Annotated in this window: 19 protein-coding genes; 8 read left to right on the forward strand and 11 right to left on the reverse strand. The window is 62.1% G+C overall.

The window, feature by feature from the left end:
- Positions 1–81: 81 nt before the first annotated feature.
- Together AADW18_RS00620 and AADW18_RS00625 are read right to left on the reverse strand one after the other, a co-directional pair.
- Positions 82–468, reverse strand: a complete 387-nt coding sequence (locus AADW18_RS00620; RefSeq protein ID WP_337341412.1) for a VOC family protein — start codon at positions 466–468, stop codon at positions 82–84.
- 3 nt (positions 469–471) lie between these two features.
- Complete coding sequence (locus tag AADW18_RS00625; protein ID WP_337341413.1) at positions 472–1,272, reverse strand: enoyl-CoA hydratase-related protein; 801 nt, start codon at positions 1,270–1,272, stop codon at positions 472–474.
- Positions 1,273–1,381: 109 nt separating this feature from the next.
- Between AADW18_RS00625 and AADW18_RS00630 the strand changes: the two genes are divergently transcribed.
- The 3 genes from AADW18_RS00630 to AADW18_RS00640 are packed head-to-tail and all read left to right on the forward strand — an operon-like array spanning position 1,382 to position 3,756.
- A complete protein-coding gene (locus tag AADW18_RS00630; RefSeq protein ID WP_337341414.1) occupies positions 1,382–1,642 on the forward strand; it encodes a ferrous iron transport protein A in 261 nt (86 codons plus the stop codon).
- Positions 1,639–3,513, forward strand: a complete 1,875-nt coding sequence (feoB, locus tag AADW18_RS00635; protein ID WP_337341415.1) for a ferrous iron transport protein B — start codon at positions 1,639–1,641, stop codon at positions 3,511–3,513. The genes AADW18_RS00630 and feoB overlap by 4 nt, the downstream gene beginning before the upstream one ends.
- Before the next feature lie 3 nt (positions 3,514–3,516).
- Positions 3,517–3,756, forward strand: a complete 240-nt coding sequence (locus AADW18_RS00640) for a DUF6587 family protein (RefSeq protein ID WP_337341416.1) — start codon at positions 3,517–3,519, stop codon at positions 3,754–3,756.
- Positions 3,757–3,786: 30 nt separating this feature from the next.
- On the opposite strand, the gene AADW18_RS00645 is transcribed toward AADW18_RS00640, so the two are convergent.
- From AADW18_RS00645 to AADW18_RS00670, 6 genes are all read right to left on the reverse strand, one after another.
- Positions 3,787–4,152 (reverse strand): hypothetical protein, encoded by a 366-nt coding sequence (locus AADW18_RS00645; RefSeq protein WP_337341417.1) that lies wholly within the window; start codon positions 4,150–4,152, stop codon positions 3,787–3,789.
- The gene (locus tag AADW18_RS00650; protein WP_337341418.1) at positions 4,149–4,679 is read right to left on the reverse strand and encodes a polymer-forming cytoskeletal protein; all 531 of its coding nucleotides are present in this window, start codon (positions 4,677–4,679) and stop codon (positions 4,149–4,151) included. The genes AADW18_RS00645 and AADW18_RS00650 overlap by 4 nt, the downstream gene beginning before the upstream one ends.
- 174 nt (positions 4,680–4,853) lie before the next feature.
- The gene (locus tag AADW18_RS00655) at positions 4,854–6,461 is read right to left on the reverse strand and encodes a carboxyl transferase domain-containing protein (protein ID WP_337342087.1); all 1,608 of its coding nucleotides are present in this window, start codon (positions 6,459–6,461) and stop codon (positions 4,854–4,856) included.
- A 125-nt stretch (positions 6,462–6,586) separates the two neighbouring features.
- The gene (locus AADW18_RS00660; RefSeq protein WP_337341419.1) at positions 6,587–6,940 is read right to left on the reverse strand and encodes a hypothetical protein; all 354 of its coding nucleotides are present in this window, start codon (positions 6,938–6,940) and stop codon (positions 6,587–6,589) included.
- 157 nt (positions 6,941–7,097) lie between these two features.
- Entirely contained in the window at positions 7,098–7,445 is a 348-nt protein-coding gene (locus AADW18_RS00665; protein ID WP_337341420.1) for a hypothetical protein, read from the reverse strand.
- 198 nt (positions 7,446–7,643) lie between these two features.
- A complete protein-coding gene (locus AADW18_RS00670; RefSeq protein WP_337341421.1) occupies positions 7,644–8,819 on the reverse strand; it encodes a thiolase family protein in 1,176 nt (391 codons plus the stop codon).
- A 177-nt stretch (positions 8,820–8,996) separates the two neighbouring features.
- On the opposite strand from AADW18_RS00670, the gene AADW18_RS00675 reads away from it, so the two are divergent.
- Positions 8,997–11,837, forward strand: coding sequence for a S8 family serine peptidase (locus AADW18_RS00675; RefSeq protein WP_337341422.1), 2,841 nt, complete (start codon positions 8,997–8,999; stop codon positions 11,835–11,837).
- Positions 11,838–12,154: 317 nt separating this feature from the next.
- Here AADW18_RS00675 and AADW18_RS00680 read toward each other — a convergent pair whose 3' ends face one another.
- The 3 genes from AADW18_RS00680 to AADW18_RS00690 form a co-directional block, all read right to left on the reverse strand.
- Complete coding sequence (locus tag AADW18_RS00680; protein WP_337341423.1) at positions 12,155–13,312, reverse strand: isovaleryl-CoA dehydrogenase; 1,158 nt, start codon at positions 13,310–13,312, stop codon at positions 12,155–12,157.
- Between the two features lies 1 nt (position 13,313).
- Positions 13,314–14,036, reverse strand: coding sequence for a carbonic anhydrase family protein (locus AADW18_RS00685; protein WP_337341424.1), 723 nt, complete (start codon positions 14,034–14,036; stop codon positions 13,314–13,316).
- Positions 14,037–14,134: 98 nt separating this feature from the next.
- Positions 14,135–15,235: a Glu/Leu/Phe/Val dehydrogenase dimerization domain-containing protein gene (locus AADW18_RS00690; protein ID WP_337341425.1), complete on the reverse strand. Its 1,101-nt coding sequence runs from the start codon at positions 15,233–15,235 to the stop codon at positions 14,135–14,137.
- A 317-nt stretch (positions 15,236–15,552) separates the two neighbouring features.
- Between AADW18_RS00690 and AADW18_RS00695 the strand changes: the two genes are divergently transcribed.
- From AADW18_RS00695 to AADW18_RS00710, 4 genes are all read left to right on the forward strand, one after another.
- Positions 15,553–16,164, forward strand: a complete 612-nt coding sequence (locus tag AADW18_RS00695; protein WP_337341426.1) for a TetR/AcrR family transcriptional regulator — start codon at positions 15,553–15,555, stop codon at positions 16,162–16,164.
- 18 nt (positions 16,165–16,182) lie between these two features.
- Positions 16,183–17,112 (forward strand): alpha/beta fold hydrolase, encoded by a 930-nt coding sequence (locus tag AADW18_RS00700; protein WP_337341427.1) that lies wholly within the window; start codon positions 16,183–16,185, stop codon positions 17,110–17,112.
- 105 nt (positions 17,113–17,217) lie between these two features.
- Positions 17,218–20,838 carry a methylmalonyl-CoA mutase family protein gene (locus AADW18_RS00705; protein ID WP_337341428.1) on the forward strand — a complete coding sequence of 1,207 codons (3,621 nt, stop codon included), beginning with the start codon at positions 17,218–17,220 and terminating at the stop codon, positions 20,836–20,838.
- A gap of 168 nt (positions 20,839–21,006) precedes the next feature.
- Positions 21,007–21,744 (forward strand): hypothetical protein, encoded by a 738-nt coding sequence (locus tag AADW18_RS00710; protein ID WP_337341429.1) that lies wholly within the window; start codon positions 21,007–21,009, stop codon positions 21,742–21,744.
- Positions 21,745–21,796: the final 52 nt, after the last annotated feature.

Raw genomic sequence — 21,796 nt, forward strand, 5'->3', positions numbered from 1 at the left:
CGATACCCATCGTTCGGTAGCCCGACGCAAGCGATGGGTATCGCTGCGCTCAACCCATCCTACGTATTGACTCCAAATGTCTTATTCCGGCACGTGGCAAACCGCTTCGATATTGTGGCCATCCGGGTCCAGCACGAACGCTGCGTAGTAGTTGGGGTGGTAATGCGGCCGGACACCCGGCGCGCCGTTGTCGCTGCCGCCAGCGGCCAGTGCGGCCCTATGAAACGCATCGACTTGTTCACGGCTTTCCGCAACCAAGCCGACATGGCTGTACGAGTCGGACGCGCGCGGGCTGATCCAGAAGGTTGGCTTGCCACTGCGCCCGAAGCCTGCATGGCTACTGCCATCGCCGGTCATTTCCGGCGTCACTTCCATTACCAGCGCCGCACCTAGGTGAGCCAGCACCCCTTCGTAGAACGCTTTGCTCCGCGCGTAATCGGAAACAGATACACCGATATGGTCGATCATCGTTTATTCCTTTGCCCAGACGGGCGGACGTTTTTCGAGAAAGGCCGCGAGTCCTTCCTGGCCTTCCGGGGAGACACGCAATTGCGCGATCAGGCGAGCGTTGTCGGTGTCCAGCACATCGCGGTCGCTTTCGCCGACAACGCGACTCACCAGTCGCTTTGCGCTGGCGGTCGCGACCGGTCCGGCTTTCAGCAACAAGGCGACTTGCCGGTTGACGGCATCGTCCAGTTGGTCCATCGGCACGACTTGGTGCAGTAGACCGATCTGAAAGGCCGTATGCGCGTCGAAGATTTCCGCGCTGGCGAACCAGCGCCGTGCTTGGCGGGAACCGATAGCGGCGATGACGTACGGCGAGATCACCGCAGGCAACAGCCCGAGCTTGCTTTCGGTCAATCCGAATTTCGCCTCCGGCACGCCAATGGCAATGTCGCAGCACGCCACCAATCCCACCCCGCCGCCGAAGGCCGCGCCGTGCACTCGGGCGATGGTGGGTTTGGGCAGTTCGTCCAGCGTTCGCATCAGGCGGGCGAGGGCAAGCGCGTCCTGACGATTCTCGGTCTCGCTAGCGGCCGCCATGCCGCGCATCCAGTTGAGGTCGGCACCGGCTGAAAAAGAAGTGCCGGCGCCCTCCAGCACCACAACCCGGATCGCCGGATCCGCGGCCGCGTTCTCCAGGGCCGTGGTGAGCGTCAGAATCAGGTCGGCGTCGAAGGCGTTATGCAGTTCTGGGCGGTGCAGGCTTATATGCAGAACACTGCCCCGGAGGTCCTGTACAAGCGATTGTTTAACCGGCGATTCCGCCATCAGGGCCATTCCTTCAAAAGTCCCTGAATGATAGCCCTAGAGCGGGTGGCGCCTTTCGTGCACTGCGGCGATGCTACAATGAGAATAGTTCGCATTAAGAGTTAATTACGTGACGCTGACCGAATTGCCCCGGCGGACCCCGGCCATCGTGGAGTCTGTGGAAGATCATGGACCCAACGACAACATCGCCCGCCGCCTGCGTGAATTGGGATTCGTCAATGGAGAGCAAGTGGAGATCGTCGCCAAGGGTCCGATGGGCGCGGAGCCGCTGCTGGTGCAGGTAGGCTTCACCCGCTTCGCGTTGCGCCGCGCCGAAGCCGCGCGCGTGCGGTTGCGCTCCAACGGCGCTGACCAGGAAGGCCACGCATGAATGCGCAGGCAGTTCCCCTGCGACTGGCGCTGGTCGGCAATCCGAACTGCGGCAAGACGGCGCTGTTCAATCAGCTCACCGGCAGCCGGCAGAAAGTCGCCAACTACGCCGGTGTGACGGTCGAACGCAAGGAAGGACGTTTCCACAGTGCGTCTGGCCGTAGCTACGCCGTGCTGGATTTGCCTGGTGCGTACAGTCTTCATGCGGCCAGCTTGGACGAGGCGATCACACGCGACCTGTGCCGTGGTTTCCTGCCGGGAGAACCGGCTCCCGATGTTTTGGTCTGCGTGATCGACGCCACCAACCTGCGTTTGCATCTTCGTTTTGCGCTGGAAGTGCGGGAGTTGGGCAAACCGATGATCGTCGCGGTCAACATGGCCGACGCCGCGCGACGCCGCGGAATAGGCATCGACTTGGCCGTGCTGGAGAAAGAACTCGGCGTGCCCGTGGTGGAAACCGTCGCCGTCCAACGCAACGGTGCGAAGGCGCTGGTGGAGCAAATCGACCGAATGGCGGCGCATCCGCATACGCCACACGTGCAGCTAGGCGCGCAGGCCGATCTCCACCCCGACCGTTACCACGAAGAGACGCGCCGGTTGCTGTCGCTGGCGGTCAGCATGCCGACGCGTACCGCGGAGATCGACGATGCGCTGGACCGTTGGCTGCTGCACCCAATATTCGGCTTGGTAGCGTTGATCGTAGTGATGTTCCTGATCTTCCAGGCGGTGTACGCCTGGGCTACGCCGATAATGGACCTGATCGACGCCGGCACCGGTGCGCTGGGCGAATGGGTGGGCGCAACACTACCGGAGGGGCCGCTCAACAGCCTGCTGGTGAACGGCATCATTGCCGGCGTGGGCGGGGTGATCGTATTCCTGCCGCAGATATTGATCTTGTTCGCTTTCATTCTGGCGTTGGAAGAATCGGGCTATCTGCCGCGCGCGGCGTTCCTGTTGGATCGCATGATGGCGTCGGCGGGTCTGTCAGGACGCTCCTTCATCCCGCTGTTGTCCAGTTTCGCCTGCGCCATTCCCGGCGTCATGGCCACGCGCTCCATCCAGGATCCGCGCGATCGCCTGGCCACGATCATGGTGGCACCGCTGATGACCTGTTCGGCGCGGCTGCCGGTGTATACGTTGCTGATTGGCGCATTCGTGCCGCAGAAGCAGGTGTGGGGCATCTTCAATCAGCAAGGATTGGTGCTGTTCGGTCTGTATGCCGCCGGTATCTTCAGCGCCTTGTTGGTGTCCTGGATGATGAAGCGCTGGCGTAGCGACAAGGGCGAGCACCCGCTGCTATTGGAGTTGCCGTCTTACCGTCTGCCGCATCCGCGCGATCTGCTGATCGGCCTGTGGGAGCGCGCGGTGATCTTCCTCAAGCGGGTCGGCGGCATCATCCTGGCCTTGACCATTCTGTTGTGGTTTCTGTTGTCGTTTCCGGCGGCGCCCACCGACGCGGTGGGGCCGGCCATCGACTACAGCTTCGCTGGCCGCATCGGCCACGCCATGACGGTGTTCTTCGCGCCACTGGGCTTCAATTGGCAAATCTGTATCGCGTTGATTCCCGGCATGGCCGCGCGCGAAGTAGCGGTATCGTCGCTGGCGACGGTGTACGCACTGTCCGCCGCCGACGATGAAGCAGCGGCGCAGGCACTGTCGCCGATCATCAGCGATGGCTGGTCGCTGGCCACGGCGCTGTCGCTGCTGGTCTGGTACATCTACGCGCCGATGTGCATCTCCACCCTGGCCACCATCAAGCGTGAGACCAACTCCTGGAAGCAAATGGCCATCGCGACCATCTATCTGTTCGCGATGGCCTACGCAGCGTCGCTGGTTACCTACCAAGTCGCTGTGCGATTGGGAGCTGGCTGAGCCGTGAGCGCATCGCTGACCCTGCAATACGTGATCATCGCCGTGGCGGTGCTGGTCAGCGTGTGGGTAGTGGCGAAGAAGCAGTTTCCCGGAAGCATGCGCAAGTTGCGGGTTGCGGTGGCGCTGCGGCTGCTACACGAAAGCCGCCCTGCATGGCAGCGTGCAATAGGACGCCGTATTGCTCCCCGGGGAAGCGCGAGCGGTGCGGGCTGTGGCGGTTGCAGCGGCTGCGATACACCGTAATCTGCGTCGGCCAGGTGGGCCGACCTGGATTCAATGCCGCGTCGTTTTCTTCCCGCCCTTGCCGGTGGCGGGAGTGACTTCCACGGCCAGGGTAAAGGTGCGCTGCTCGTTTGGCTGCATGGCACCGACGCCGACGACCTGACGGGCAATTTCATCGCCGCGGTCGTTGCGAATCGACAGCATCACGCAGTATTCCCACGCTCCGCCGTCTGCGGGATGGCGAATGCTGCCTTCCACGCGCAAGGGCGTGATGATGGGCGCTGTCGCGACCGCCCCCGGTTCGAACCGCAGATGGTGTCTGCAGGCCGGGCAAACCAACGCACTTTCCAGAATGGTGGCCTTGCAGTGCGGGCAAGTGCGGGTGGCGCCGGCCTGTCCCGGACGCGGACTGCTCATGCGCCCGGAAGTGGCTCCGTGCCGTTGTTCTTGGCGGGCTTGGCCGTGGTCTTGCTGTCGTCCCAGCCGAATTCGGCTTGTCCCCGCATCCGCGAGCCCGCAGCGACGGTCAGTGATTGGGCTTTTACGTCGCCGATCAGCACGCCGGACGCCAGTAGTTCCACACGCTCGGCCGATTCGATGTTGCCCTCCAGCTCACCGGCAATCGTGATCTTCTTGGCGCGCACTCCGCCGTTCAGCTTGGCGCCGGTTTCCACGGTCAGGTCGCCCTGCACGTTGACATCGCCTTTGAACTTGCCGGCGATGCGGATGTGGCCCACACCCTCGATCTTGCCCTCAATGGTCAGGTCGGCCGCGATCAGCGATTCCTTGGGTTCGCGTTCGACAGCTGCGCGTGCAGCCGGGGCCGTCACAGTCGGCGAAAAGGTCGCGGCGACAGGTGCTTCACGCTCGGGAGGGGACGATGGCTCCGGCACCAGGGTAGCGGCATCTTTCTTGGTAGCGCCTTGATCTTTCCAGATGGACATAGCGTGAAACTCCGGGCAATAAGAACGCCCCACTATGGGCGCCCGCCGGTGACACGGCTGTGACCGCTCACACCAATTGGCCTGCCATCTGCGCGCCGCTGCTGGCTGGTTCACCTAGCAGCAGGTGTTGTGGATGACCATTTCATCTGCCTGAAGGAGCGGATGCCGGCGTGGCTACATCCGGAAAACGCCAAAGCGCGCGGGCTCAATGGGGGCGTTAAGCGATGCGGAGATCCCGAGACCCAGCACCCGGCGAGTGTCGGCGGGGTCGATGATTCCGTCATCCCACAGCCTCGCGGTGGCGTACCAAGGGCTGCCTTGGGATTCGTACTGCTGCCGGATCGGGGCCTTGAACGCTTCCTCTTCCTCCGCGGTCCACGAGCGGCCGGCCTTTTCCAAGCTATCGCTCCGGACGGTCGCCAACACGCTTGCCGCTTGTTCGCCGCCCATTACGCTGATGCGCGCATTGGGCCACATCCATAAGAACCTGGCGCCATAGGCGCGGCCGCACATTGCGTAGTTCCCGGCACCGAAGCTGCCACCGATCACTACGGTGAACTTGGGCACGGAAGAGCAGGCCACAGCGGTGACCATCTTCGCTCCGTCCTTGGCGATGCCGGCGTTCTCGTATTTCTTGCCGACCATGAATCCCGTGATGTTCTGCAGGAACACCAGTGGAATGCCGCGCTGATTGCACAGTTCGATGAAGTGCGCCCCCTTGAGCGCGCTTTCCGAGAACAGGATGCCGTTGTTGGCGATGATGCCGACCGGATAGCCATGGAGATGGGCGAAGCCGGTGACCAGGGTCTTGCCGTAGCGCGCCTTGAATTCATCGAACTCCGAACCGTCGGCGATCCGCGCGATCACTTCGCGGATGTCGAACGGACGGCGAGTATCTTTCGGCACGATGCCGTACAGCTCTTCGGGCGCGTACACAGGTTCACGCGATTCGCGCACGGTGATCTGTGGAGCTTTCCTGCGATTGAGGTTGCCTACCAGGCTTCGCGCGATATCCAGTGCGTGGCGGTCGTCTTCGGCCAGGTGATCGGCTACACCGGAAAGGCTGGTATGGACTTCGGCGCCACCCAGCGCCTCGGCATCCACCACTTCACCCGTGGCCGCCTTCACCAAGGGCGGGCCACCCAGGAAGATGGTGCCTTGTTCCTTGACGATGATGCTCTCGTCGCACATCGCCGGCACGTAGGCACCACCCGCGGTGCAACTGCCCATGACCACTGCGATCTGCGCGATGTTCTCGGCGCTGAGCCGCGCTTGGTTGTAGAAGATGCGGCCGAAATGCTCCTTGTCCGGGAACACTTCGTCCTGCAACGGCAGGAAGGCGCCGCCGGAATCGACCAGATAGACGCACGGCAAGCGGTTTTCGCGCGCGACTTCCTGCGCACGCAGGTGTTTCTTGACGGTCATTGGGAAATAAGTGCCGCCCTTGACTGTCGCGTCGTTCGCGACGATCACCACTTCCTGTCCCATCACACGGCCGATACCGCAGACCATGCCGGCCGCGGGTGCCGCACCGTCGTACATGTCCTCGGCGGCCAGCGGCGCGATTTCAAGAAAAGGGGATCCCGCGTCGAGCAAAGCGGTGATGCGGTCGCGTGCCAGCAGCTTGCCGCGTTCGGTATGTTTGGTCCGTGCTTTTTCGCCGCCGCCATCGGCCGCCCGCGCCAGCCGGCGATCCAGTTCCGCGACCAGTGCGCGGTGGTATTCGACGTTATCCAGGAACTCCTGCGAGCGCGGATCCAGCTGCGAAATCAACGACGGCATAGTGCGGCCAGGCATGGAAAGGGCGCATCACAACACAAAGGCGTGCGGACGCCAAACTTTCCGCCGCTACAAAAGACAAAGCCCGCTTGCGCGGGCCTTGTTCGATTTACCCGAAGGTAAGTCGATTACTTCTTGGCGGCTTCTTCGGCCTTGTCGGCAACTTCGGCAGCCTTGTCAGCAGTAGCCTGGGCAGCGTCGGCGGTCGCGTCGGCGGCAACGGCGGTTGCGTCAGCAGCGGCAGCGGTCGCGTCAGCAGCAGCGGTGGCAGTCGCGTCGGCAGCAGCAGCGGTAGCGTCGGTGGCGGCGGCGGTTGCGTCGGTAGCAGCAGCGGCGGCGTCGGCAACGGCGGTTTCGGTCGCAGCAGCGGCTTCGTCAGCGGCGGCGGCAGTCGCGTCGGCAGCCTGCTCGGCTTCCGGCTTGGTGCAGGCGCTCAGGGCCAGGACAGCGGCGGCCAACAGGACGTAGAACTTGATTTTCATGGGATCCCCAGCATTAGTTATTAGTAAGGTTAACTGCGACCGGCGGGCAGCTTAGCCAGTAAAGGCGAGGCTGGGACCGGTCCCAGGTACAGAAAAAGCCGCCAGTGAACCGGCGGCTTTTTCAAGTTTAACGCTAAATCCGCAAGACAGCAGCAGATTACTTCTTCTCTTCGCCTTCCTGAGCAGCATCCTTGGAGGCTTCGGCGGTGTCGGCGGCCTGAGAGGCAGCGTCGGCAGCGGCGTCGGCAGCTGGCGCGGTGCCGGCAGCGGCAGCGTCAGTAGCAGCGGTGGAAGCGGCGTCTGCAGCGGTAGCGGCAGAATCAGCAGCCTGCTGCGCAGCGTCGGCAGTGGTGCTGCCAGCGGCGGCGGCGGCGTCAGCGGCAGCCTGGGCTTCGGTCGAAGCGGCGTTGGCATCGGCAGCGGCGTCGGCGGCCTGGTCCTGGTTCGAGCACGCAGCCAGGGCGAAACCCAGGGCCAGTGCGATCAGAGCCTTATTAATAGTCATGGTCGGTTTTCCTCGTCGATTGTTTAGGCAACGCGCAATTGCGCGCCTGCAACATGATGACAAGCCCGTGACCGCTGTCAAGCGGTCGGGCGTTACGTTTGTCAATTAGCTGTTAAGTGTCTTTGCGTCTCAGTAGAAAATGTCGCGCAAACACAATGGTTTGAACGGTCTTGGCGTTTCGAGCGCTCCTGAAGCGAATCAAACTAGCTCGACAGCGATAGCGGTGGCCTCGCCTCCGCCGATGCAAAGACTGGCTATGCCGCGCTTGCCGCCGCGTGCGCGCAAGGCATTGATCAGGGTGACCACCAAGCGAGCGCCGGATGCGCCGATGGGGTGACCCAGCGCGCAAGCGCCGCCATTGACGTTGACCTTGGCGTGGGGAATGCCCAGTTCCTTGATGGGTGCCATGGCAACCACGGCGAACGCTTCGTTGATCTCGAACAGATCAACATCGTCCACCGACCACCCCACTTGTTTGAGCAGCTTTTCTATAGCGCTTACCGGGGCAGTGGTGAACCATTCCGGCTGTTGCGAAAACGTACTGTGCCCAACGATCTTCGCCAACGGCTTGATGCCTCGCTTGGCAGCTTCTTCGGCGCTAAGCAGTACGGTGGCCGCGGCGCCATCGGAGATGCTCGACGAACTGGCGGCCGTTACCGTGCCGTCTTTCTTGAAGGCGGGCTTGAGCGTCGGAACCTTGGCGATATCGGATTTGTTCGGTTGTTCGTCGGTGGCGAACTCCACTTCACCCTTGCGGGTGGCTACCTTGACCGGAACGATTTCATCGTTGAAAGCGCCGGACTGCTGCGCGGCCTGCGCGCGCTTGACCGATTCGATGGCGAAGGCATCTTGGTCTTCACGGGTGAAACCGAACTTTTCCGCGGTGGCTTCACCGAATACACCCATGGCTTGACCATCGTACGGATTGGTCAGACCGTCCCATGCCATGTGGTCGACAGTCTGGAAGTTGCCGTACCGGTTGCCGGTGCGCGAGTTAGGAATCATGTGCGGGGCGTTGGTCATGGACTCCATGCCGCCGGCGACGACAATACTGGCCGAACCGGCCTTGATGAGGTCGTGGCCCAGCATGATCGCCTTCATTCCCGAACCGCAGACCTTGTTGACGGTGGTGCAACCCACGCTGGTGGGCAGGCCGGCGGCGAGCGATGCCTGGCGGGCGGGCGCCTGGCCCAGGTTGGCTGGCAGTACGCAGCCCATGATTACTTCAGAGACATCCGCGGCAGGCACGCCGGCCTGTTCCAGCACAGCGCGGATCGCGGCGGCGCCCAGAGTGGGGGAAGGGACGCCAGTGAACTGGCCAAGGAAGGAACCGATGGCAGTGCGCTTGGCGGCGGCGATGACGATATCGGACATGGGGGTACCTCTGAAGAGTAGACCTGCGATTATCCGCCCGCCGCCGAAGGGCAGCAAATCGGCCATTCGATATAGGCGCCTGCCACGATGCAAGTGGGTGGACGGTGGGTTAGATTGCGAGCCGGGGCGTGATATCGAGTAAGACAACTGGACTGGGGAGTCGCAATGGAAGGATGGATGGGGAAGACCGGTGTCGCATCGAAAGCGGCACTGCTGGCGATGTCTTTGTCGTTGGCCGCCTGTGGCGGTGGAGGAGGAGGCGGTACCGTCCGCGCCGATCCTCCGCCGGCGTCACCGCCTCCGAGCACCCCTCCGCCCGCTACGCCACCCGTGGTCGGCACCCCCAATCCTGCCTACGGTAGGCACTTGGAGATAACGAATACGGCGCCGGCGCATGCGGCCGGATTCACCGGTCAGGGCATCCGTATCGGGGTGGTGGATAGCGGCGTCAACCGCAATCACCCGGCGTTGCAGGGCAGGGTGTTGAACAATCTGACCTACATCGCTTCGCCACCCAATAATCTGACCGTGGACGACGTGGTAGGCCACGGCACGGCCGTATCGCAGATCATGGCAGGCAAGCCATTCGGAAACTGGCCCGGCGGCATAGCGCCTGGGGCATCAATCATTTCCGCGCGCATCATTTCCGACAAACGACCGACGGATGACGGTTCCGGGCAGGGCAATGAAGTCAATGGTGCACTAGGTCTGGCACCTATCCACCAGGACCTGATCAATCGCGGCGCCAAGATCATGAACAATTCCTGGGGCGGCCTGTATTGGACGAACCCTGCGGCAACCGCGCCCATCGCGGACGAATACCGCCCTTTCATCGTGAGCAACGGAGGCTTGGTGGTGTTCGCCACCGGTAACGAATCGCGTGCCAATCCCAGCAGCATGGCGGCATTGCCCAGCCAGCTGGGCAGTGGTGGCAGTTTGCCTGCAGCGGACCTGGAACGCGGTTGGCTGGCGGTATCTGCGCTGGATACCGACAACCCCACGCAACTTGCCAGCTATTCCAATGCCTGTGGCGTTGCAATGAATTACTGCCTGGCGGCACCAGGAACGGTGACCGTAACCGGTACCAACGATTCGCCGACCAATCCCAGCTATTGGACCTGGAGCGGCACTTCGCTGGCCGCGCCGCAAGTGGCCGGTGCCGCGGCGCTGGTATGGGAAGCGTTTCCATACTTCAACAACGATCTGGTCAGGCAGACACTGCTGGGTACCGCAACGGACCTGGGCAATCCAGGAGTGGACCCCGTGTTCGGCTACGGCGCGCTCAACGTTGGCAAGGCGGTACTCGGCCCATCGCGATTCGATTGGGGTGACGTGACCGTGTCCTTCGATGGCGTCACGTCGGTCTGGTCGAACGCGATCAGCGGCAACGGTGGACTGATCAAGCGCGGCAGTGGCCGGCTGGAACTTGCGTCCTCGACGAACTATGGCGGCAACACGCGCGTCCAGGGTGGCACGCTGATGTTTTCGTCCTCCATACCGGGCGACAGCGTTATTGAAGCCGGCGGTAATCTGGAGCTGCGCGGACTGAGCGCGCGGGGCGACATCGACAACCGCGGCACACTGACGGTGCCGGGCATGGCGGGAAGCCGCTTAGTGGAAGGTAACTACGTGCAGGGAGCCGGTGGCCGCTTCGCCTATCAAATCGGATCGCCATTGAACGTCTTCGGCACCGCGCAATTGGCCGGGGATCTGCAAGTCATCGGTATCCGTAACGGCTATGTGCGCAGCAACCGGGAACTGGTGCTGAGCGCGCAGGGTGGGTTGAGCGGACGCTTTGATTCCTTGAGCAACGGTCCAGGCGTATTCCTGCAAGCCACGCTTGGCTATGACGCGACCGACGCGTGGCTCGACATCGTTCGACTGGATATCACCGCCGCCGCCGTGTCTTTTGGTCAGATCAGCGCGGTGTCCGCGGCCTCCGCCGTTCGAATGGAGCAGGCGTTCCAGCAGATCGATACCTACGACGCCCTTGCCGCGACTACGGAATCCGGCATGGAAAGCTTCAAGTTGCTTGCCGGCGAATTCCAGCGTACGTCGACGCGGGATCGAGCCAGGGCATCGTTGGCCAGCCTCTCCGGCGAACTCCACGCGGCGGCGGATGCGATGACGTTCGATGCTATCGGCATGAACCGGCGCGCATTGTCGTCGCGGTTCGATCAACTGGTCGATCAACCTGTGCAACGCGGCGATTGGTACCAACGGCTCGGCGAAGCAGGGCGTGGCAGTTACGGCGCCAATGATTTCCAGATGGACGGCTGGATGCTGGGCAGCGACCTGCGGTTGGGCCAGCACGGTGTGATCGGCGCCGCGTTCGGTGAAATTCAATCGCACAACGTTGTGGGCAGTACCCGCGACCGTAGCCAGGACCGGCAAGCACAGGGGCAGCTTTATGTCGGCAGCATCCGCGACAACGCTTACGCGCTCGGGCAAGTAGGGTTCGGACGCTATGACCGGCAGATGCGTCGCGAACTGTTGCTGGGTCAAGCGAGTCGCGTGGTCGCCAGCGAATACGCGGGCGAGTTCCTGTCCCTTGGCCTGGAAACGGGCTACCGCTTCGGCACGGATGCCATTGCGATGACTCCCTATCTGGGCACCGAGTACGCGCGCGTCGATCGCGATGGATTCATGGAAGCAGGCGCCAATGGATTCGGCCTCAAGACCGAAGCCAGTGTCGGTGAACGCACCATGGCGGTCGGGGGCCTGCGTGCGGAGCGTACGTGGAAGGACGGCCACGGCAGGGGCTTCGCTCTACGCGGCTATGCCGAATGGCAGGAGACGCTGGCGACGCGGGGATTGGGCATCGACGCCAGCTTTGTCGGCGTGGAGGCGTGGGCGCCGTTGGTGGGTACTTCGCCTGAGATTTCAGGCGGCGTTTTCGGTGTGGGCTTCGACTCGCAGATGTCCGATGCCGTGATGGTCAGTTTCGGTTATGACCAAGGTTTCGGAGCGCGTGCGCAGGCGCGGATGATGTCGGCGAAGCTGGTCCTGGAGTTTTAACGAGGATCGCTTCTCGTAGAGCGGAGCTGCGCCTCGCGATAGCGCCGGGTCAGTAGCAATAGGGCCGTCGCAACGGCAGGCGATAACGAACAGCCGCAATGCGCCTCTCGTAGAGCGGAGCTGCGCCTGGTGATAGCGCCGGGTCAGTAGCAATAGGGCCGTCGCAACGGCAGGCGATAACGAACAGCCGCAATACGCCCCTCGTAGAGCGGAGCTTGCTCCGCTGTTCTTCCGCTTTAACCGTTTGCAACAATGCAAAAGCAGCGGAGCAAGCTCCGCTCTACGAGGGGCGTATTGCGCGCAGCCCCGCTCTACGATCAATCGCGGCCGTCGAACAATTCCCGCCCGATCAGCATCCGGCGTATCTCATTCGTGCCGGCGCCAATGGCATAGAGTTTTGCATCGCGCAGCAGGCGGCCGGTGGGGTATTCGTTGATGTAACCGTTGCCACCCAGCGCCTGGATCGCTTCCAGCGTCACCTGCACGGCCGCTTCCGACGCATGCAGCAAGCAGCCGGCCGCGGCGGCGCGCGAGGTGCGGCCGGCGTCGTAATCGCGGGCGACCTGATAGGCAAAGGCTCGGCTGGACTGCAGCGCCGTATACATGTCGGCGATCTTGCCTTGCATCAGGCTGAAGGTGCCGATGGCGGCGTCGAACTGGCGACGCTCGCGCACGTAGGGCAGCACCGCATCCAGTGCCGCCTGCATCAAACCGATGGGGCCGCCGGTCAGTACCAGCCGCTCGGTGTTCAAGCCGCTCATCAGCACGCGCACGCCTTGGTTCACTTCGCCCAGCACGTTCTCCGCGGGGATTTCGCAATTCTCGAAGACCAACTCGCAGGTGTTGCTGCCGCGCATGCCCAGCTTGTCCAGTTTCTGCGCAGTGGAAAAGCCCTTCATGCCTTTTTCGACGATGAAGGCGGTCATGCACTTTGAGCCGGCGTCCTTGCCCGCGGTACGCATATAGACCAGCAGCACGTCGGCTTCTGGTCCGTTGGTGATCCACATCTTGTTGCCGTTGGCGACCCACACATCACCGCGCAGTTCGGCGCGGCAGCTCATCGAGCCGACCACGTCCGAACCGGCGCCCGGTTCGCTCATCGCCAACGCGCCTTTCCATTCACCCGTGCACAGCCTGGGCAAGTACTTGCGGCGCTGCGCATCGCTGCCGTTGAGGAACAGATTGGACACGCACAGGTTGGAGTGAGCGCCGTAGCTCAGGCCGACCGAACCGGACGCACGCGAGATTTCCTCCATCGCCACCAGGTGCGCCAGATAGCTCATGCCGCTGCCGCCGTATTCTTCGGCAACGGTTATGCCCAGCAGGCCCATTTCGCCCAGCTTGGGCCACAGGTCCTGCGGAAACGCATTGTCATGGTCGATCTGCGCCGCACGCGGCGCTATCTCCGCTTCGGCGAAGCGGCGGACCGCTTCGCGCAGTGCATCAATATCGTCGCCTAGGGAGAAACTGCGCATATCAGCCTTGATGATGGACTACCGGCCGTCCGTTGAGCGGCTGGGTCTTGCGGTTGTTGTGTGGATAGTGGCTCAGGAACACGCCCATCTGCTTCTCGGACATCGTCACCGGTGCTGGCAGCACGTACCACTCCACGTTCTCGGTCAGCGGCGGCGTGGTCAGCGAACCCAGGTAATGATAATAGTCGCGCTGCTTGGGCAGCAGGGAGGCGACATCGATGCTGGGCTGCGGCACCTTGCCGTCTTTCGCTTCCAGATCGTCTATTACCGCTTGAGCGGCGGGATTGGCCTGGCCGACCTGGTACATGACGCCGATCACCGCAAGCCGTCCGTCCTGGGCCTTGAATACGAAATGGCCCTCCAGCGGATAGTGCTTGGCATCGATGGTGTGCTCACTCTCGGCGTGGAAGTGGAACTGGGCCAGGGTGAAATGGCGGCCGCGGATCATCGCCTCGGTGGCACCGGTATTGATCTGTACGGCGTGCCCGTTGTCCTCGGCTTTTTTTACCAGCGCCTCGTTGTGCCATAGCTGCAGTCCCAGCGGCTCGCTGTCCTCGGCTTTCACCGTTTGTGCGGTGACGATGTCGATTGGCGACTGTGCCCGATCCAGCGCACTTTCCCATTTTTCCTGATGGTCGTAATCGAGTTTTTCTTCGTTATTGGCTTGGACGGCAAAGCTCAAGCTCAGGGCTAGAACAGCAGCGATGGCAGCGGTGTTACGCATGCGGACTTCTCTACTCATGGGGGTGGACGGTTGCCCAGCGCCTTGCGCCGTGGGGAATAGCAAAACGGCGCAAGATTGCGCCGTCTCGGTAAACGATTTCAATGTCTGCCGCGAATGCGATCCTGGAAGCGCGGCGCGGTGCGGCCCATCGGCAGTTTGAGCTTGCCGATCGCGGCGATGCGCTCTTCAGCCAATCGGTCGGCTGCATATTGCGGCGCAAGGTTTTCGCGATCGGACAACTCGAAGATCTTGCCGACGGTGTGATAGATGGTGCGCATCATGCGCATGGCGCGTTCGCGGTTGTAGCCGTCGATTTCCAGCGAAACATTGATGACGCCGCCGGCATTCACCGCATAGTCGGGCGCGTACAGAATGCCGCGCTTGGCCGCTTCCGTACCGGTCACGTGCGACATCTGATTGTTGGCGGTGCCGCAGATCACCTTGGCTTTCAGGCGGGGCAGGGTTTCGCCGTTGATGGCGTACTCCATGGCGCAAGGCGAGAACACATCCACCGGCAAGTCATAGATTTCGTCCGGCTTGACCGCTTCGGCGCCGTATTCTTCCACCGCGCGTTCCACCAGCTTGGCGTTCAGGTCACTGACGAAAAGCTTGGCACCGCGTTCCTTCAGAAGCTTCACGAACTCCATGCCGATGTGGCCCAGGCCCTGAACGGCGTAGCTGTATCTGCCCACTTCTTCGTTGCCGAATTTCTTGTTCAAGGTCGCCATCAGGCCCTGCAGCGCACCGTAGGCGGTGAAGGGAGCCGGATCGCCGGAGCCGCCATGCACCTGGTGCACGCCCACCACGTATTCGGTTTCGCGGTAGACGTTTTCCATGTCGTTGACATCGGTGCCCACGTCTTCAGCGGTGATGTAGTGGCCGCCCAGGGAGTCGACATAGCGTCCGAACGCGCGGAAGAGCACCTCGGTCTTGTCCTGGGTGCTGTCGCCGATGATCACCGCTTTGCCGCCACCGACATTCAGGCCGGCCAGCGCGTTCTTGTAGGTCATGGTGCGGCTGAGCCGCAGCGCATCGGTCAGCGCATCTTCGCTGCGCACGTAAGAACGCATACGTACGCCGCCCAGGGCCGGGCCCAGGACCGTGCTGTGAATCGCAATGATGGCTTTCAGGCCAGCGTCGGGGTTGTGGCAGAACACGACCTGTTCATGGCCGGAAGTATCGAGTGTTTCGAAAATCATGGGTGGCTCCGATTTGCGTCGCGTCGCTTATGACGCAAGTTGCCAGGAACTGTGCCTAACGAATTGACAGAAAAGAAAAAAGCGACGTAGCCGTGTTGCGGGCGGGTTCGTCGCACGGAGCTAGTTTAATTCAATTGCAGGCGGCAACTGTTCATGTTGCGCACCGTGATGTCGGACGAATGTTGGTGATGAATAGGTCTTGGATAGCCTTTGGTGAAGCAAGCGGCGTTCCACGAATGGCAAGGTTGGCGATCACTTTGTGACCGCTCGTCGGATAGGGCTTGAAAAATACGAACGGTCGTTCTATTTATTGCGCCATGAACCAGGTCAGAGCCACCCATAAGGGCGCCGCCACCCGCGAGATGATCATCGAACGGGCTTACGCCATCGCTTGCCGCTATGGGCTGGAAGGTTTGTCTATCGGTGAGTTGGCCATGGCGGCCGGGATGTCGAAAAGCGGGGTGTTCGCCCATTTCGGATCGCGCGAGGATCTGCAGCTCACCGTGCTGGATTGGACAGCGCAACGTTTCGGCGAAACCGTGGTGATGCCGGCCCTGCGCCAACCACGCGGGTTGGCGCGTCTGCGCGCCATCATGTCGGCCTGGTTTGACTGGGTGCGCAACAATCCGGACGGCTGCATCATGCTGGGCGCGGCCGGCGAATACGACGGCCGCCCCGGCGTGCTTCGTGACCGCGTGGTCCGCTGGCTGTCCGAGTGGCGCATGCAGCTCGCCAAGGCCATCGGCATGTGTATCGAATCCGGGGAACTGGCCGCCGACACCGATCCGGAATTGATGTCCTTCGAATTGTTCTCCATCACCGAAGGCCTGCACCACGCGCGCCTCTACGACCCCGAGCATGCGCAGGCTTTGGCGCATCGCTCGTTCGAGCGCGTGCTGAAGACGTACTCCCCCAACCAACCCCACTGATCCAGTAGGAGCATTGCCATGGCCGCCATCTCCGCGCCCAGAAATAGAACGACCGTTCGCAAATCTCTTTCGCTGCTTCTGTTGCGCCTGCGTTTTGCCGTGGGAGGCTGGTTGATGCCGGATACCACCTTGGGCAGGGCGTTTCGTCTGTTTGGCACGCCCATGCCAGGCGGTCGCGAACGCGCACGTCAGTGCGACACCGCGGGTGCCCGGATTGTCGAACTGCCGTTCGGTCGCGAACGCATGGTGACCTACGTCTGGGGCGATCCGCAGACCCAGCCGGCCGTGTTGCTGGCGCACGGGTGGTCCAGTTTCGGGTTGCGTTTTCTTCCGTGGGTGGAGCCGCTGCGCCGTGCCGGTTACGCCGTGATCGCGCTCGACCAGCCCGCGCATGGTCGCAGTACCGGTTTGCGCGCGACCCTGCCGATGTTCGCCGACGGTGTCGGCCGAGTCGGTGCACATTTCGGCCCGCTGGCGGCAGTGATCGGACATTCGCTAGGGGGCGCCGCGACGATGATCGCCCTGGCGCGAGGATTGCAAACCCAGCGCGTGATGCTGATCGCGCCGGCCGCCGATCCGATGGCCGCCGGGCAAAGGTTCGGTAGCTTCATCGGCTTGGCATCGCATCTGTCCAACCGCATTTTCGAGGAATTCGAATCGCTGACCGGCATCTCGGTGGATGGGCTGCAAGCGCACGTCAACGCGCCGCACATCGGCCGGCCATTGCTGGTGGTGCACGACATCGAAGACAACGAAGTGCCGTGGGCGGAGGGTGAGCGTTATGCGCGTTATTGCCCGCATGCACGGCTGCTGACCACCGAAGGCCTGGGGCATCACCGCATTGCCAACGAACCGGCGGTGATCGGAGATGCGTTGAGGTTCCTGCAAGGCGAGGCAATCGGCAGCCGCGTGGTGTCTTCGCCCAATCTGCCTTACGGCTTTGCCTGATCGGCTCCGAACGGCGGCGTAGGGTCGCGTCGGATAAGGCTTTACCAGGCGCGGATGCGCGGCGGGCTACAATTCCCCTCTTGGCAGTAATGCGAGTGAGGGCGCATGAGCACACCGGCATCAAATATTCCTGCAGCACAGGCCGATACCACGCCGCTGCGTTTTGTCACCGCGGCCAGCCTGTTCGATGGGCACGACGCGGCGATCAACATCATGCGGCGCCTGATCCAAGGGCAGGGCGCGGAAGTGATCCACCTGGGCCATAACCGCAGCGTCGAGGATGTCGTGCGTGCTGCACTGCAAGAAGATGCCGACGCGATCGCGTTGTCCAGCTATCAGGGCGGCCATGTCGAATACTTCAAGTACATGGTCGACATGCTGAAAGAACGCGGCGCAGGCCATATCCGCGTGTTCGGCGGCGGTGGCGGCACCATCACCCCGGAAGAAATCGCCGAGCTGCAGGCCTACGGCGTGGAGCGCATCTATCACCCCAATGATGGGATGAAGATGGGCTTGGTGGAGATGATCGAGGATGTGGTGGCGCGTGCGCAGCACGCGAGGGAATGGGGAATAGAGAATAGGGAATGGGTAAAAGCAGCGGAGCCGGCGATCAACGATGAGATTGCCATCGGCCGCATGCTCAGCAATATCGAGGATGGCGTCTTCAGTGAGGCGGAACTGACCAAGCTGCGCAAGCAGTGGACGGCTAGCGCTTCCAATTCCCCATTCCCCATTCCCCATTCCCGAATTCCCACGACGCCTGTCGTGGGAATCACCGGTACCGGCGGCGCCGGCAAGTCCAGCGTCACGGACGAACTGCTGAATCGCTTCCTGGCCAGCTTTCCGCAGATGCGCATGGCGGTGATTTCGGTCGATCCCACGCGCCGCCGCACTGGCGGCGCATTGCTGGGCGACCGCATTCGCATGAACTCGCTGCGCAGCGAACGTGTCTACATGCGCTCCATGGCCACGCGCCGGCAACACGTGGCCACCAACGCGGTATTAAAGGACTGCATCGCGTTCCTGAAATCGCTCGGCTTCGACCTGGTCATCGTGGAAACCGCCGGTATTGGCCAGAGCGATTCGGAAATCGTCGATCTGGTCGACTTTCCCATGTACGTGATGACCAGCGACTACGGCGCCGCAAGTCAGTTGGAGAAGATCGACATGCTCGACTTCGCCGAACTGGTGGTGTTGAACAAGTACGACAGGCGCGGTGCCGAAGACGCACTGCGCGATGTGCGCAAGCAATGGAAACGCAACCGGGTGGCGTTCCAGACACCAGACGAACAAGTGCCGGTGTATCCCACCATTGCCAGCCAGTTCAATGACCCCGGCGTCAGCTGGATGTTCGTCAATCTGTGCCGGTTGTTGCGAGGAAAGCTGGGAGTGGGGAGCACAGAGCAAGGAACGAAGCAGGCCGGCAGCGTTCGGTGCGATTTCAATCCCGATATCGATACTGAATTGAAAGAGCCGCGCGCCACGGTGCTGATTCCTGGTGCCCGCGTGCGCTACCTGGCAGAGATTGCCGAACAAGGCCGCGGCATCAATCGCCGTATCGAAACCGAAGCCGAAACCGCCAGCCGCGCGCAAAGCTATTGGCAATCGCTGCATGATCTGGGCGATCCGGCGCTGCCTGCGGCGCTGGAGTTGTATCCCGCTTTTTCCCTTCTCCCCCCGGGAGAAGGAAAAGCGATCGCAGTCGACCGTTCCCTGCTGACCCTGCGCCAACGCTACAACGACGCTGTCCAATCCCTCAGCTCCGAAGCGCTTAAGCTGCTGCGCGAGTGGCCAACCCGTCTCAAAGCGGTCACCGACGATTTCAACGAATACGCGGTACGCGGCAAGACTATCCGCATCGATAACTACACCACTTCACTCAGCCACCAGAAGATTCCCAAGATCGCGCCGCCGCCGTACAAGAGTTGGGGCGAACTGCTGGTTTTCCTGCAGAAAGAAAATCTGCCCGGCAGTTACCCGTACACCGGCGGCGTCTATCCGTATCGCCGTACCGGCGAGGATCCCATCCGCATGTTCGCCGGTGAAGGCACGCCGGAACGCACCAACCGGCGCTTTCATTACCTGAGCGTCGGTCAGCCTGCCGCACGCCTGTCCACCGCGTTCGACAGCGTCACGCTGTATGGCGAAGACCCCGCACCGCGTCCGGACATCTACGGCAAGATCGGCAACTCCGGCGTCAACGTGCCCACATTGGACGACATGAAGAAGCTGTACTCCGGCTTCGACCTGTGCGCGCCCACTACCTCGGTGTCGATGACCATCAATGGGCCCGCGCCGATGATCCTGGCGATGTTCATGAATACCGCCATCGATCAGCAGGTGGAAAAATACCTGAAGGCCGAGGACGCACGTTGGGCCGAAGCGCAGAAGAGAATCGACGCGTTGTTCGAAGGACGCGAGCGCCCACAGTACGCCGGTGAGCTGCCACCGACCAACGACGGCCTGGGCCTGGGTTTGCTGGGCGTCACCGGCGACCAATTGGTCGATGCGGACATCTACGCCCGCATCAAGGCCGACACGCTGAAGACCGTGCGCGGCACCGTGCAGGCGGACATCCTGAAAGAAGACCAGGCGCAGAACACCTGCATCTTCAGTACCGAGTTCGCGCTGCGCATGATGGGCGACATCCAGCAGTTCTTCGTCGATAACGGCGTACGCAATTTCTACTCGGTGTCGATCAGCGGCTATCACATCGCCGAAGCAGGGGCGAATCCTATTTCGCAACTCGCGTTCACGCTGTCCAACGGCTTCACGATCGTGGAGTACTACCTGGCACGCGGGATGAAGATCGACGACTTCGCGCCCAACTTGTCGTTCTTCTTCAGCAACGGCATGGACCCGGAGTACACCGTCATCGGCCGCGTCGCCCGCCGCATCTGGGCGCGCGCCATGCGCGAGCGCTACGGCGCCAACGAACGCAGCCAGATGATGAAGTACCACATCCAGACTTCCGGCCGTTCGCTGCACGCGCAGGAAATCCAGTTCAACGACATCCGTACCACGTTGCAAGCGCTGTACGCTTTGTTCGACAACTGCAACAGCCTGCACACCAACGCCTACGACGAAGCCATCACCACGCCGACCGAGGAAAGCGTACGCCGCGCGGTTGCCATCCAGATGATCATCAACAAGGAACTGGGCCTCAACTTCAACGAGAACCCCTGGCAGGGCAGCTTCGTCGTCGATCAACTGACCGACATCGTCGAAGAAGCCGTCTACAAGGAGTTCGAAGCCATCAGCGAACGCGGCGGCGTGCTGGGCGCCATGGACACCATGTACCAGCGCGGCAAGATCCAGGAAGAAAGCCTGTATTACGAGCACAAGAAACACGACGGCAGCCTGCCACTGGTCGGCGTCAATACCTTCCTGCCGCGTGAGCATGGCGGCGAGGTGATCACCGAGATCGAACTCATCCGTTCGACCGAGGAAGAAAAGGCCCAGCAGATCGCCAACGTGCAGACCTGGCAGCACAATCGCAATTCATTGGCGCCGGCCGGCGAAACCTCGCATGCCCACAGCATCGCGCTGGAAGAACACAGTGCTGCGGAAGTCCACGACGGCCATGGCCTGGGCTACCTGCAACGCACCGCCCGTGAACGCCGCAATGTGTTCGAAGCGCTGATCGAGGCGGTGAAGACCCACAGCCTGGGCCAGATCAGCCATGCGCTGTACGACGTGGGTGGAGAGTACCGCCGCAACATGTGATCCGGCGCGCGTCCTGCCTGTCCGGCGGCGCCTTTTACCTGCCAATCGGATCTGCGCCGCGGATCCGCACCCTGGGCCCGACGCCGCCATAGTGCGGTAATTCCCCCTTTTGCTGACGCCTGGTATCGGTTAGTTTGCAAGGCGGGGAATGGGCAAACGGGGAAGGGAATGAAGGTTTGCATACGCCGTGCTTGCGCGGTGGTTGCGTTTGGATGGCTGGCCTTGCCAGTCTTCGCTCAGGAAGCGGCGCAAGTGCGAGCGCCATCGCAACCCATCGTGCTGCCATTGACCGCGAAAGTAGAAGGCAAGGGTTACGCGCAGTTGTCGGCGCGGTGGTGGCAGTGGGCCCTGTCCATGCCGGTGGAACCCTATCGCGATCCTGATGGGCGTTTCTGCGATATAGGGCAAGACGGACCGGTGTGGTTCCTGGCAGGAACGGACGGCAGTTTCGACGCACGTCGCGAGTGCAAGGTGCCGGCGGGCAAGCATTTGTTTCTGCCGGTGATCAACATGTTCCACCAGATACCGTTGGGCGTGAAGAAGGGCAAGACGGTGATGTCGTGCGACCGCTTGCAGGCCTCGGCGGCGGTCAACAACGATCATCTGGTCAGCGCGGTAGTTTTGATCGACGGGGTGCAGGTAAAAAACGTGGCCAGCTACCGGGTGCGCAGCGATGGTTGTTTTGAGATGTATCCGGATCTTCCCAAAGATGATCGGTACATCACGCCGCTTGCGGCCAGTGACGGGTACTGGCTGTTGATCCCGCCGCTGCCGGTGGGCAAGCACACCATCGTGGTGGGGGCGAACTACGGCGCCCCGGAAGGCGGCTTCCACCGCATGGTGCAGAATTTTGAATATGTGCTGTGGGTGGGCATCGGCGACGACGGATTCGCAATGCTCGATTAGCGGTGTGCTTGTTGTTGCGGATGGAAAGCGACCACCGTAGTTATCTCCACTG

The organism is Pseudoxanthomonas sp. CCNWLY206-1, from assembly GCF_039710385.1.
Taxonomy (GTDB): domain Bacteria; phylum Pseudomonadota; class Gammaproteobacteria; order Xanthomonadales; family Xanthomonadaceae; genus Pseudoxanthomonas_A.